The 13,942-nt window shown below is 73.2% G+C and carries 7 protein-coding genes; 3 read left to right on the top strand and 4 right to left on the bottom strand.

The genetic code is table 11. The annotated features are described in order from the left end of the window. Window positions 1–204 precede the first annotated feature (204 nt). From ABVN73_RS22000 to ABVN73_RS21990, 3 genes are read right to left on the bottom strand one after another with little or no spacing between them, the layout of a single operon-like run. Window positions 205–840: a response regulator gene (locus tag ABVN73_RS22000; protein WP_353861326.1), complete on the bottom strand. Its 636-nt coding sequence runs from the start codon at window positions 838–840 to the stop codon at window positions 205–207. 5 nt (window positions 841–845) lie between these two features. Further along, window positions 846–2,372, bottom strand: a complete 1,527-nt coding sequence (locus tag ABVN73_RS21995; RefSeq protein WP_353861325.1) for a response regulator — start codon at window positions 2,370–2,372, stop codon at window positions 846–848. Then, window positions 2,369–7,456, bottom strand: coding sequence for an AAA family ATPase (locus ABVN73_RS21990; RefSeq protein WP_353861324.1), 5,088 nt, complete (start codon window positions 7,454–7,456; stop codon window positions 2,369–2,371). The genes ABVN73_RS21995 and ABVN73_RS21990 overlap by 4 nt, the downstream gene beginning before the upstream one ends. A 223-nt stretch (window positions 7,457–7,679) precedes the next feature. Here ABVN73_RS21990 and ABVN73_RS21985 point away from each other — a divergent pair, with 223 nt between their 5' ends. From ABVN73_RS21985 to ABVN73_RS21975, 3 genes are all read left to right on the top strand, one after another. Then, complete coding sequence (locus tag ABVN73_RS21985; protein WP_353861323.1) at window positions 7,680–9,050, top strand: FAD-containing oxidoreductase; 1,371 nt, start codon at window positions 7,680–7,682, stop codon at window positions 9,048–9,050. A gap of 121 nt (window positions 9,051–9,171) precedes the next feature. After that, the gene (locus tag ABVN73_RS21980; protein ID WP_353861322.1) at window positions 9,172–9,774 is read left to right on the top strand and encodes a TetR/AcrR family transcriptional regulator; all 603 of its coding nucleotides are present in this window, start codon (window positions 9,172–9,174) and stop codon (window positions 9,772–9,774) included. An 85-nt stretch (window positions 9,775–9,859) separates the two neighbouring features. Continuing rightward, complete coding sequence (locus ABVN73_RS21975) at window positions 9,860–11,068, top strand: YbfB/YjiJ family MFS transporter (protein WP_353861321.1); 1,209 nt, start codon at window positions 9,860–9,862, stop codon at window positions 11,066–11,068. A gap of 45 nt (window positions 11,069–11,113) precedes the next feature. Here ABVN73_RS21975 and ABVN73_RS21970 read toward each other — a convergent pair whose 3' ends face one another. Beyond that, complete coding sequence (locus ABVN73_RS21970; RefSeq protein WP_353861320.1) at window positions 11,114–13,942, bottom strand: glycosyltransferase; 2,829 nt, start codon at window positions 13,940–13,942, stop codon at window positions 11,114–11,116.

Genomic DNA, 13,942 nt, shown 5'->3' with positions numbered 1-13,942 from the left:
GATTTCACCGTGGGAAGCGCCATCCGGAAAGCGAGCAGGCCGCCAGAAAGCCCTTCCGATCACGGAGGTGTGTTTGGATGCCGTCGAAGGGTGCGGTGGCAGCGACTCGGACCCCACCGGCAACAGGAAGGTCCCCGGGGATTGGAGGCGTCGGCGATCCGGTCCGTCCCGATCGGTGGATGGCGGCACCTCCGGTCCGCGACGTCACTGGGCTTGGTCGGGAACCAGACTGTCGACGATGCGCACCAGATCGACCACCGACCGAACCCCCATCTTGCGCATCGCCTGACCGCGGTGCAGCTTTACCGTCGCCTCGCTGAGGTCCAGGTCGCCGGCGATCTGCTTGTTGCGCAGGCCGGAGACCACCATCATGGTGACCTCGCGCTCGCGCGCGGTCAGCGAGTCGAAGCGGGCACGCTGGGCGACGAGGCTGCGCTCCTGGTCCCGCCGCTCCCCGTGCTGGGCGAGGGCGGCGTGGATGGCGTCCAGTAGATGCTGGTGGTGGACCGGCTTGGTCAAGAACTCGAAAGCCCCCGCCTTCATCGCGCGGACCGACATCGGCACGTCGCCGTGACCGCTGATGAAGATCACGGGGAGGCTGTTGCCGCAGCGCGCCAGCTCCGCCTGGAAATCCAGCCCGCTGCGCCCCGGCAGCCGCACGTCCAGCACCATGCAGCCGATGTCGATGGCCGGTGGGCGGTCGATGTACTGCTGCACCGATCCGAAGCTCACCACCGGCAATCCCACGGAGTCGAGCAGCCCTTCCAGCGCTTCGCGGACGGACTCGTCGTCGTCGATGACCACCACGGTCACCGCCGTCCCGGCGGCCTTGCTCCCCATCCCCATCACGTCTCTCCGAGCGATGCCGGAAGCACGGCTTCGAACACGCTGCCGCAGGGCGTTCCCGGAGTCGCGGTCAGGCGCCCGCCGTGCAGTTCCGCGATCGACCGGCTGATCGACAGCCCCATGCCCAGCCCGTCGGGCTTGGTGGTGTAGAGAGCGCGGAAGAGGACCTCCGGATCGGCCTCGGCGATGCCCGGCCCGCTGTCCTCGACACGGACGCTGATCCCGCCGTCGCCGCCGGCGGTGACGACGCGCAGCCGCCGCAACGGCAGGCCGGGGTCGGCCATCGCTTCGACGGCGTTCATCACCAGGTTGAGGATGAGCTGCTGCAGCTGCACCCGGTCGCCATGGACCGAGGGCAGACCCGCCTGAAGGTCGGTTTCCACCGTGATGCGGGCACGGCGCAGTTCGGCCCGCACCAGCGCCAGCGTCTCGACGGCCAGGGCGTTCATGTCGACCCGCCCCGGATCGGCCGGCGTCCGTCGCACCAGGGCGTGAATGCTGCGGATCACGTCGCCGGCCCGTTGGGCGTCGCGCACGATCCGCTCCGCCACGGCGCGGGTCTTGCCCAGGTCGGGTTCGGGCTGCGACAGATGCTGGAGGCAGGTGCCGGCGTTGGTGATGATCGCCATCAGCGGCTGGTTGACCTCGTGCGCGACGGCGGTGGCCAGTTCGCCCATCATGGTGAGCCGGCCAATCCGGGCGAGGTCCGCCTCGGCCTTGCGCAAGGCCTCGGCGATCTGGCGGCGCTGGGTCAGATCGCTGAACACCAGGATGGCACCGGCCACCTCGCCGCGGTCGTCGATGATGGCCGAGCAGCGCTCCTCCACCACGATCCCGGCCGAATCGGGCCGGTCCGGAGCCGTTTCGCCGCGGGGCAGCAGGCGGGACAGCCGTTCCGGCGGGGCATGGGCGCCATGGTGCCGGACGAGGGCGGAGAAATCCTCCTGCGGTTCCTGCGTTTCCTCGTCCAGGGCGACGAAGACGGAGGCGAGCGGCCGCCCGGCCGCCTCCGCCGCCGTCCAGCCGGTCATCGTCTCGGCCACCCGGTTCATGAAGTCGACGCGCCCGTCGCGGTCGCACAGGATCACCCCGTCGCGGATGCTGGCGAGCGTGGCGGCGTAGCGCCGTTCGCTCATCCGCAGCCTGGCGTCGCTGGCCTGCTTGTAGAGCGCCATCTGGATGACGGTGCGCATCTGAGGCTCTTCGAGGGGCTTCAGCAGGTAACCGAAGGGCTCCGTCCGGCTGGCGCGCTCCACGACGTCGTCGTTGGCGTAGGCGGTGAGGAAGACCACGGGGATGCGCTGCGCCTCGCGGATCCGGCGCGCCGCCTCGATCCCGTCCATCTCCCCGTCCAGGCGGATGTCCATCAGCACCAGGTCCGGTTGATGGCTGCAGGCCAGCCGCACCGCCTCCTCGCCGCTGGCCGACAGTCCGACCACGACATGGCCCATTCGGGAAACCTGATGCTGGATATCACGCGCGACGATGCGGTCGTCTTCGACAATCAGGATCCGAGCCGCGATCATTCATGTCCCCGGTTGCGTCCCATCAAGGGAAAGGCAACGACGAATTCTGTCCCTGTGCTGGGGTTGTATTCCAACGAACCGTGCAACTGAGCGGTCAAGTCAGCGATCAGCTGGAAGCCGAGCGTGTCCATCCTATCGGGATCATAACCACCGGGCAAGCCCACGCCGTCGTCGCGCACGGTCAGCCGGCACTCCCGCCCGTCCACCGCCAGGGCCACGCCGAGCACCCCGCCCCGTCCCCCCGGAAAGGCGTGCTTCAGGGCGTTGGAGACCAGCTCGTTGACGATCAGGCCGCAGGGCACCGCGCGGTCGAGATCGAGCTGCAGGTCGTCCATGGCGGTTTCCAGACGCACCGCGCCGGCCTGCCGGGCGTAGGCGCGCAGCAGATGGGCACACACCGATTCCAGATGCTCGCGCATCGGCACGCGCGCGAAATTGCCGAGGCGGTAGAGGTTCTCGTGCACCAGGGCCATCGACCGCACGCGATCGCGGCTGTCGGCGAACAGGGCGGCGACCGCCTCGTCCTCGACTCGGCGGGCCTGGAGGTTGAGAAGGCTGGTGACGAGTTGCAGGTTGTTCTTCACCCGGTGATGGATCTCCTTCAGCAGCGCCTCCTTCTCGTCCAGCGTCGCGGTCTCCAGCGCCGCCGCGGCCTGGGCTCCGAGCAGCGTCAGGAGGCTGACCCGCTGCGGCGTGAAGGCGTGGGTGGCCAGCGCGTTCTCCAGATGCAGCAGCCCGACGACGCGGCGGCGACGGACCAGCGGCAGGCACAGGATGGAGCGCGCCTCCGTCCGGCGGACATAGGGATCGGCCGAGAAGGGGCCGGACGCCCGGGTGTCGTCGACGATCACCGCCTCCTGGTCGCGGATCGCGCCGTTGACGATGGCGTGGGGCAGCGGGATGCGCTCGGCGTCCTCGCGGACCAGCCGGACCGACACGCCGTAGAGCCCGGTCGTCGCCTCCGCCTCCACCCGCAACCCGTCGCCGCGGGCGAGGATCAGCAGGCCGCGGCTGGCGCCGGCATGCTCCAGGACCAGGGTCAGCAGGCTGGTGGTGAGCCGCTCCACGCCCGCCTGGTCGGCGACCGCGCGCAGCGTCCCGAGGAGCGTCGCCGGATCGAGGCCCTCGAAGCCGCGCGGCGCCTCCGGTGGGGCCGGCTCGACCGCGTCCAGGGCGAGGGAAGGATGGCGCCGGCTGAGTTGCCGCACCTTGGCGGTGGCTCCCCACCGCGCGTAGGCCTCGGCCGCGTCGCGGATGCAGGCGCGCTCCAGCGTCGCCACCCCCAGCCGGCGGTAGTGGGCGGCGGCGCGTTCGTGGGCCAGCGCCTCCACATGCGGCAGGGTGCCGCGCCGGGCCGCCTCGACCGCGCGGTCGTAGCCGCGCATCGCGTCCTCCGTCCGCCCCCGGGTCCGCGCCGCCTCCGCATCGGCCAGGGCGAAGCGGGCGTCGAAACTGTCCGGGCCGTGGCCCGCCCAATCGCGCAGCTGGGCGAGATGCCGGTCGAGCGCCGCGGCGTGACGGGCACGCTGGTCCGGCGGGGCATCGTCCATCGCCCCGGCGCGGGCCAGGGCGGCGTGGAAGTGGAACTCCGCCATCTCCCAATGGCCGGCCGTGGTCCACAGCAGCCCTTCCGCCCGCTCGGCCGCCTCGACCGCCGCCGTCATCTCCCCGGCGATGCAGCGGAGCTGGAGGGTGCGGATCCAGTGCCAGCAGGTGGCGATGTCCAGGCTGGGGTTGGCGAGCAGCCGCGCCTCGAAGGCGGCGTTGTCGAAACCCTGCCCGTCGAAGCCGCCGATGGCGTTGGTCTGGCCGCGCAAGGCGCGCAGCAGCTGGAGCTGGGTGGTCAGGATGTCGGCGCAGAGCCCGAACCTCACCTGCCGGACATGGGCGAGGCGCGCCTCGGCCGTGCACTGGACCGTCGCCAGCGGGTCGCCCGACGCCAGCATGCTGGTGACGAGGGTGACGCTGGTGAAACCGCCATAGGTGATGTCGCCGGCCTCCCGCGCCTCGTCGAAGGCGCGCAGCAGCAGGGCGCGCTCGCTGCGGATGTCGCGGGTCCACGGGACGACGTGATAGGCGAAGGTCATCAGCACCCGCGCCCGGTAGCGCGTCGGCCCCTGCCGCTCCGCCAGATCGTAGCCGAGGCGGCCGAAGTCGTAGCCGGCGGCGTAATCGCCAAAACAGGGACCGGCCATCATGCCGAGATAGGCGAAGCCCAGGGCGGACGCGTCGCTGCGCCCGTTCCGCAGGGTCAGGTTGGCCATCCGGCACAGGATCAGGCAGACGAGGTTGCGGTCGCTGAAGAAGGCGGGCGGCAGGGCGGCGGCCAGCACGTCCAGCGTCGCCCGGCTGTCGAGGTCGGGGTCGGCGGGCAGCGACACCAGCGACGCGATGGGCCGGCCGCCGATGGCCGCCCGCAGCCGCTCATACTCCTCCTGGGCCAGGGCGGCCGGCGGATGGGCGGGCCAGTCGATCCCCACCCCCCGCAGATAGGCCAGACAAGACCCGACGGCGCGGTCGCTGCGGTCGATGGCGGTGAAGACGGTGACGAGCAGCGCGGTGATCGCGGCGCGGTCCGCCGGCGCCTCGGCCCGTCCGGCAAGGGCGAGCAGGCGTCGCTCCGCCTGCCGCAGGTCGCCGCACAGGAACTCGCATTCGGCCCGGAGATGCTCCAGCGCGAAGGCCAGCCGCCCGATCGACCGGACATCCGCCGGCCTGTCCGCCGGCTCGTCCGCCAGCCCATCACCGCCGCCCTCCAGCAGGCGAAGGCCGCCCAGCGCGTGGGCCAGCGCCGCGGCGTGGGCGCTGGCCGCCCTGGCCTGGCGGCCGGCGGCGAGGTGGAGCGCCGCCACCTCCGCCCGCTCCCGCCCGTCCCGGATCAGGGGCAAGCACCGGTCGTACTGGCCGACCACGGCGAACAGCCGCTCCCCCGTCAGGTCGGCCGCGAAGCCGCGGTGCAGCGCGCGGGCGATGCCGAGGTGGAGCGCGCCGCGCGCGTCCTCCGGCACCAGGGCATAGGCTCCCTCCTGCACCCGGTCGTGGAGGAAACGGACCCCGTCCTCGGCGCGCAGGATCAGCCCTTCGGCCAGCACCGGCTCCAGATGGCCCGCGGCCTCCGCCTCGGGCAGGCCGGCGGCGATGGCCAACGTGGACAGCCGGACGGCCGCGCCGAGCGCGGCGTGGCGGAACAGCAGGTCACGCGTCGGCGCCGGAAAGCGGGCAAGCCGCTCGCCCATCAGCGTGGCGATGCCGGCGCCCGCCGGCGCCCGCTCCACCGCCGCCAGATCCCAGTCCCAGCGCCGGGCGTCGCGGTCGAACCACAGCTGGCCGGAGCGTTCCAGTTCGGTCAGCAGCTGGACCGCGAAGAAGGCGTTGCCGCCGGTCCGCACCTGCAGCCGGTCGGCGAGCGCCGCCACCTCGTCGGGCCTGCGGTCCAGCGTGTCGGCGATCATGCGGCCCAGGTCGTCGGCGGACAGCGGCCCCAGCGCGATCCGCTCGCAGTCGATCGCGTCGCCGGCCGCCTCGACCCGGCGCATCAGCGTCTCCAGCGGGTGGCCGTCTCCGACCTCGTCGCTTCGATAGGCGCCGACCAGCAGCAGATGGCCCATGCCGCCGTCGGCGACGAGCCGGTCCAGCAGGTCCACCGTCGCGCCGTCCAGCCATTGCAGGTCGTCGAGGAACAGGGCGAGCGGATGGTCGGGGCGGGCGAAGCACTGCAGGACGCGCCGGAACAGCAGGTCGAAGCGGTTCTGGGCCTCGCGCGGCGGCAAGGGCGGGACGGCGGGCTGCCCCCCGATCAGCTCGGCGAGGTTCGGGATCAGCGCGGTCATCAGGGCGCCGCCCTCGCCCACCGCCTCGGCCAGGGCGCGGCGCCAGTGGTCGCGATGCGGGGCCGGCAGCGCCAGGATTCGGGCGACCAGCCCGCGAAAGGCTTCCGCGAGGCTGGCGTAGGGACGGTCGCGCTCGCCCTGGTCGAACTTGCCGCCGGCGAACAGGCCCTGCGGCGGCACCGCACGTTCTTCCAGGGAGCGGACGACCGCCGACTTGCCGACGCCCGACCGGCCGGCGATCAGGACGATGCCCATCCGGCCCCGGGTGGCGACCCGCTCGAAGGCGGCCTCGAGAGCGGCCACCGGCTCGTCCCGCCCGTAGAGGCCGGGTGGCGGAACCAGCCCCTCCGGCAGATCGCGGCGGCCGGCCGGAAAGGCGGGGATGCGGCCCTCCGTATCCCAGAGCCGCAGCGCGTGGGCGAGGTCGCGGACGAGGCCGCCGGCGGTCTGGTAGCGGTCCTCCGCCATCTTGGCCAGCAGCCGCAACAGGATGTCGGCGATGGCCGCAGGCAGGTCGGGGGCGTGGAAGGCCGGCGCGATCGGCGCGCGCGCGAGATGGCTGTGCAGCCACTCCATGGCATCGCCCGCCGCGAAGGGAAGCGCGCCGGTGAACAGCTCGTAGAGCGTGACCCCGAGCGCGTAGAGGTCGCTGCGGCGGTCGACCGGCCGGCCCGTCCGCCCCGACTGTTCGGGGGCCATGTAGGGCAGCAGCGGGTCCGGCCGCCCGGCGACGTGGCCCGGCCGGCCCGGCGGCACCGGCACGGGGCAGGCCCGGCCGAAGCCGGTCAGGCGCACCGCGCCGTCATCGCCGACCAGCAGGTTGAACGGCCGCAAATCGCCGTGCATCAGGCCGCGGCGGTGCAGATGCGCCACCGCCTCCGCCATGCGGAGCGCCAGGGCGAGCCGCTGGCGGAACGGCATCCCCGGCACGGCCAACGCCGAGAGCGGCTGGCCGCCCGGATCGGCGAGGGTCAGGACCGGGGCCATGCCGTGCGGCAGAAGATCGACCGGTTTGACCGCCCAGGCGGGATCGAGCCGGCGCGACAAGGCGTGCTCCCGCCGCAGCCGGTCGAGCGCAGCGCCGGCCTCCCTCGCCGGATCGCCCGGACCGCCCGACGGCGTCACGGCCATGCGCGCGAGGATGGGAAAGGGCTGGTCCGGCCGCATCACGCGCAGCAGCCGGCTTTCCCCGTCGCTGTCCAGGACGCGGCTGCCCGAACCGGCTTCCGTCAGGTGATCGATGCTGAGTTCCATGGATCGGCCTCTTCCCCTGGCGCCCCCCTTTGGCGCCCCCTTGGCGCCCCCTTGGCGCCCATGGTAGCGGCATTCCGCCGCCGAGGGGGACTCCGCCGACGGATCGCCCGGTCTTGACCGGCCCCCGGCTCCACTTAGCTTTGCTTCCGCCCCGTTCGGCGCCGGCGGCCGCGGCCGGCCGACGGCGGTCCCCGACACCCAGGTCCGGCTGCAGGAGCACGCCATGGTCGACGCCATCATCATCGGAGCCGGCCAGGCCGGGCCGCCGCTCGCCGAGCGTCTCACCGCCGCCGGCATGACCGTCGCGGTCGTCGAACGCAAGCAGTTCGGCGGCACCTGCGTGAACACCGGCTGCACCCCGACCAAGACGCTGGTCGCCAGCGCCCGCGTGGCCCGGATGGCTCAGCGCGCCGCCGAATACGGCGTGATGCTGGACGGGCCGGTGCGGGTCGACATGGCCAAGGTCAAGGCGCGCAAGGACGCCGTCTCGGGCCGGTCGCGCCAGAACGTCGAACGCTGGCTGCGCGGCATGCCCAACTGCCGTGTGCTGCAGGGTCACGCCCGCTTCGAATCCCCCACCTGCGTGCGCGTCGGCAACGAAGTGCTGACGGCGGAGCGCATCTTCATCAACGTCGGCGCCCGCGCCGCGGTGCCCGACATGCCGGGCGTGCGCGACGTCGGCGTGCTGACCAGCGGCACGATCCTCGACCTCGACCAAGTGCCGCGGCATCTGGTGGTGGTCGGCGGCAGCTACATCGGCCTGGAATTCGCCCAGATGTACCGCCGTTTCGGCGCCGAGGTGACCATCGTGGAGAGGGGCGACCGGCTGATCCCGCGCGAGGACCCCGACGTTTCCGCCGCGATCCGCGACCTGCTGGAGTCGGAGGGGGTGACGGTCCGCCTGTCGGCCGACTGCATCCGCTTCGCCCCGCACGACGACGGCGTGGAAGTGGGCGTGACCTGCGCCTCCGGAGCGCCCTCGGTGGTCGGAAGCCACGCGCTGCTGGCGGTGGGCCGCGTGCCCAACACCGACGACCTCGGGCTCGACCGGGCCGGGGTGGCGACCGACGCCCGCGGCATCATCACGGTGGACGACACGCTGCGCACCAACGTGCCCGGCATCTGGGCGATGGGTGACTGCAACGGGCGCGGCGCCTTCACTCACACCGCCTACAACGACTTCGAGATCGTCGCGGCGAACCTGCTCGACGGCGAGCGGCGCAGCGTGGACGACCGCATCCAGGCCTACGCGCTCTACACGGATCCGCCGCTCGCCCGCGTCGGCATGACCGACGAGGCGGTCCGCCGCTCCGGCCGGCGCGCGCTGGTCGGCATGCGGCCGATGACCCGCGTCGGGCGCGCGGTCGAAAAGGGCGAGACCCGGGGCTTCATGCGGATCGTCGTCGACGCCGACAACCGGGAGATCCTCGGCGCCGCCATTCTCGGCCCCGGCGGCGACGAGGCCATCCACGGCGTGCTGGACCTGATGTACGCCAAGGCGCCCTACCCCACCCTTCAGCGCGCCGTCCACATCCACCCCACGGTGGCCGAGCTGCTGCCCACGCTTCTGGGGGAACTGAAGCCGTTGGATTAGCGGACCGGCGGCCGCGCAGGGCAGTCCTGCGTCGGGACGACGGCGAAGCTCCTTGACCGCCGCGTCACCCGGCGTATTTTGGATCATATGATCTAAAACGCCGGCTCGGGAGGCGGGACTCATGGCTCGGCCACGGACGTTCGATGAAGCGGCGGTGCTGGACGCGGCGGTGGACCGCTTCTGGAGCCAGGGCTACGAGGCGACCTCCACCCGCGCGCTGGCGGACAGCATGCGCATGACGCTCGCCAGCATGCACAACGCCTTCGGCGACAAGCGGGCGCTGTTCCGCCGCGCCCTGGAGCATTACCTGGACGGCTCGCTGCGCGCCCGCATCGCCCGACACGAGGCGGCGCCGTCGCCGGCCGTCGCCATCGCCGGCTTCCTGCGCGAGAGCATCGAGCGGTCGCTCGGCGACGGGTGCCGGCGCGGCTGCCTGCTGGTGAATTCCGCGCTGGAGGTCACGCCGGACAATCCCGACCTGCGCGACTTCCTGAACGCCGAATTGACGACCATCGAGGATTTCTTCCGCCGCTGCCTCGCCAAGGGGCGGCGGAGCGGCGAGATCCCGGCCGGCATCCCCGAGGAGGACGCGGCACGCCTGCTCTTCTCCAGCCTGCTGGGCATCCGCGTCCTGGCCCGCATCCGCCCCGAGCGCGACCTGCTGGAGGGGACGGCGCGCGGCGCCCTGGCCAGCCTCGGGCTGCCGCCGATGCCGGACTCCTGACCCGCCGCGCCGGATCACCCCCTTCCCATTCCTCCCGGTCAACGGGCGGCCCGCCGCGGCGGAGCCGCAACAGGGACGCACGCCCATGAACAGGACATCCGCAACCGTGGCCATGGACCGCCTCGACGGCGCCGCGTGGATGGCGACCCTCGCGGGCATGGCGGGAAGCCTCGTCGCCATCGGACTGGCGCGCTTCGCCTACACGCCGCTGGTTCCGTCGTTGATCGAGGCGCATTGGTTCTCCGCCGCCGACGCGGTGACGCTGGGCGCGGCGAACTTCGCCGGCTATCTGGCGGGCGCTCTGCTCGGCCGGCCGCTGGCCGGCCTGCTGCCCAACCGGGCGCTGCTGCGGGCGCTGATGCTGACGGCCTCCCTCGCCTTCATCGCCTGCGCCTACCCGCTCTCGCTCGGCTGGTTCTTCGGCTGGCGCTTCGTCTCGGGTTTGGCCGGGGGCGCCATCATGGTCCTGGTCGCGACCAGCATCCTGCCCCACATCCCCGCGGGACGGCGCGGCTTCGTCAGCGGCATGATCTTCCTCGGCATCGGGCTGGGGATCGCCGCCTCGGGCACCGCCGTGCCGGCGCTGATGCGGCTTGGGTTGCGCGAGACGTGGCTGGGGCTGGGCGGGCTGTCGCTGCTGCTGACCGCCCTGTCCTGGTTCGGCTGGCCGCCCTCGTCGCCGACGCAGGCGACCGCCGCCCCGCCGGTGGAACACGCCCCGCGGCACGAGGGGCGCGTCCTCCGCTCGCTCTACGCCGAATACGCGCTGAACGCGCTGGGGCTGGTGCCGGTCATGCTGCTGCTGGTCGACTACGTCGCCCGCGGCCTGCGGCACGGAGCGGACATCGGCGCGCTCTGCTGGGTTCTGTACGGCGTGGCGTCGGTGGCCGGGCCGGTCGTCGCCGGATCGCTGGCCGACCGCATCGGTCACGCCGCGGCCTACCGCATCGCGCTGCTGCTCCAGGCGGTCGCCGTGGCCGCCCTGGCGGTCAGCGGCCAGCCGCTGGTGGTCGGGATCGCGACGGTCGTCCTCGGCGCCCTGACGCCGGGCGTGGTTCCCCTGGTGCTCGGCCGCATCCATGAATTGCTGCCGCACGGCCCGTCGGAGCAGCGCGCCGCCTGGAGCCGGGCCACCACCGCCTTCGCCCTGTTCCAGGCGCTGGGCGGCTACGGCTACTCCTACCTCTTCGCCCACAGCGGGGGAAACTACGCCGCCGTCTTCCTGTGCGGCGCCGTCGCCCTGATGGTGGCGCTGGGGACCGACATCGTCATCAACGCCCGGCGGCTTCGGTGAAGACGCCGCGCGCCCACGCCTTGTCGTTGCACCGCGCTGCGATGATCAGAGCAGGACCGGGGCGGCCCAGGGATCGTAGGGAACCAGGGCCCGGCGCGTCGGGTCGGGTCGGTGGAAGCCGTCGGCGTCGCGGTTCAGCATGGTCGCGACGAAGGAGAAGGAGCTGTTGGAGACGGCGACCCGGTCGGCGTGGCAGAGAACGTGGAAATCGGTGAAGAATTCCGCCCCCGCGATCGGCTCGGCGAGGTCGCGGCCGGTGACGGGGCGGTAGGCGGCGAACGCCCGCGCCTGGTCCGGGTCGTCGGTCGCGATGAACAGGAGCGGCCGGTCGAGCGTTGGCCAGACGGCCTCCAGCCAGCTCAGATACCAGGAGGTCGGGGCGATCCAGAACCGCCCCCAGCCGAAGTCTCCGCGCCGCAGGTGCAGGGCCACGACGGTGCGCCCGGGAGCCCGCAGACGGCCGAGCAGCGCGTCCGCGTGGGGGCGAAGGTGGCGGCCCGGCGTGAACAGCGCGCGGAAGTCCTCCTTGAACGGCGCCAGGGGCGTGGTGTCGCCGCAGAAATAGCCGGACACGTCGCGGTCCGCCAGCGCCGCGGCGCGCGCGCCGGAGAGCCCGGCGATCACGGCGGCCTCCCCTTCCGCCTCCGCCACGCGCGGCAGGGCTTGGCCGGCCAGGGGATCGTCGTGGTCGTACAGGTGGCGGCCCAGCCAGGGAGGGACCTCCAGGGTCAGGCCGTGCCGGGCGGCGTAGAGGCGCAGGGCGCCGTACTGGAGCAGTTGGTTGCCGAAGCGGCCGTTGCGTCCGAGGGCGGTCGAGGCGAGGCGGCGGCCCGGCCCGCCCGCCGCCGCGGGGGCCGGCGGCGGCCCCCAGCGCCGCGCCAGCAGGGACAGCGCGCGGCGGGTGAAGGCCTCGCCGAAGCCGGGGTTGCAGCGGATCGCCCGCTCCCAGGCCGCCAGCGCCGCATCGGGGCGGCCGAGCGATTCCAGGGCTGCGGCCAGCGCCGCATGGCCGTTGTACAGCTCCGGGCTGAGCCGCAGAGCCCGCCGGGCATGGGCCGCCGCCGCCGCCGCGTCGCCGAGCGCCAGGGCGGCGTCCGCACAGTCGGCGTTGAGATCGGCCCGCATCGGGTCCAGCCGGAGCGCGCGCTCCAACTCCCCGGCCCCCTGCCGGTCCCGTCCGAGACGCCGGTTCGCGCGGCCCAGCAGGTGCTGGGCGCTGGTGAGGCCCGGCTGGAGCGCCAGGGCGCGGCGCAGCCGGGGGACGGCCTGGGCCGGGGCGTCGGCCTCGGACAGCAGGGAACCCAGGTTGCTCCACGCGGCGGCCGCGCCGGGATGAAGGCACGCCACCGCCCGGAAGGCCGTCAGCGCAAGCCGGTCGCGCCGCAGCCGGTGCGCGAGCAGCCCCAGTTCGAACCAAGCCTCGGTGCGTCCGGGGTCCTCGGCGGCGGCGCGGGTCAGCGCGGCGACGGCGCGGTCGGGCTGTTCGGCCTTGATCGCGTCCCTTCCCACCGCGACGAGATCGACGGCGCGCGGGGCTTCCGGGCCTCCCGCAGGAACCGGCGCAGGAACGGACGCCGGGGGCGCATGCGGTCCCCCGACGCCGCTCCCCGGCGTGAGGAACGGCGGCCCGGTCCAGCCGCCCTCGCGCAGGAGCGCGGAGCGCCGGGCTTTCAACGCGTGGATGCGGCGCTGGGTCAGGATCTCGATGGCCACGAAGCGGGAATCGGACGAGGCCTGCTCCGTCGGCTTGGCGCCGCTGGTCATCATCTGGCGCTGCCGCGCCAGGGCGTTGTCCGTCCGCATCGTGTAGTGGACCGTCTTCTCGGCGATCCGGACTCCGCCGAACATGCTGTGGAGCGCCCGACCATAGGCCACGTCGTCGGCCACGGCCGGGTGGAATGGCGCTTCCTCCGGAAAGCCGCCGATCATGTCGTGGCAGACGCGCCGTACACAGAGGTTGCAGGGGTAGCTCAGCTCCGACGCGTCGCGCCAGGCGGGGGTGATCTCGTGGTCGATGCGGTCGAAATGCATCCCGGTGCGGACGAACCCGGCGTCGCGGGCGTGGTCCAGCGCCGTCGCCGTGAGCGCGAAATGCCGCTCGAAGAAGTAATCGTCGGCGTCGAGGAACCAGAGGTAGCGGCCAAGCCCCGCGGCGGCGCCGATGTTGCGCGACCGCCCCGCACCCTGGTTGCGGTTGTTCGCGATCAGCGCGACGCTCTGCTCCGGATGGGCCCGCGCCCAGCGCAGGACCCGCGACGCCGTCCCGTCGGGGGAGGCGTCGTCCACCACGCAGACATGGATCTGCGCCCGCGGGTCCCGCACCGTCTCGCGGTAGACGCGGGCCGCCGCCGCCACGCTGTCGAGCGCCCGCTCGATGGTGTCCTCCATCCGGTGCGCGGGGATCACCACCGTGCCGACAAACTCGGTGTCGGCCCGGTGGCGCGCGATCCCCCGCAAGGCGACTCCCAAACCGCAATCGCCGGAATCCGCCGCCGCGTGCAGCCGTTCGGCCTCCGCGTCGCGGCCCTGGACCAGCCGCACAATGCCAAGGGCGCGGGCGAAGCCCCCCCGCGGCGGCACGATGCGCGCCAGAGGTTCCAGAAACGCCGCCGCCTCGTCGGCCGCCCCGTCCTGGACACGCGTCAGGGCCCGGCTGGCGGCGAGGCTCAGGGGCTCCCCGATCTGCCGGCCGAGCGCCTCAAGGTCACCGTGCAGGCGCGCTGCCCGGACGAACAGGGCGATCGCCCGCAACGCCTCCCCCGCCTTGCGGGCGGCGTGCGCCGCGTGCTGCCACGCCACCGCATCGGCCGGATCGTTCGCGAGCGCCCGCCGGTGGAACGGGGCGCCTTCGTGGGCCTCGGCATCCCGTGCCAT

The organism is Azospirillum formosense (genome assembly GCF_040500525.1).
GTDB classification, from domain to species: domain Bacteria; phylum Pseudomonadota; class Alphaproteobacteria; order Azospirillales; family Azospirillaceae; genus Azospirillum; species Azospirillum formosense_A.
The sequence above is the reverse complement of the archived record's forward strand: the minus strand, read 5'-3'. Positions and strand labels throughout refer to the sequence as shown.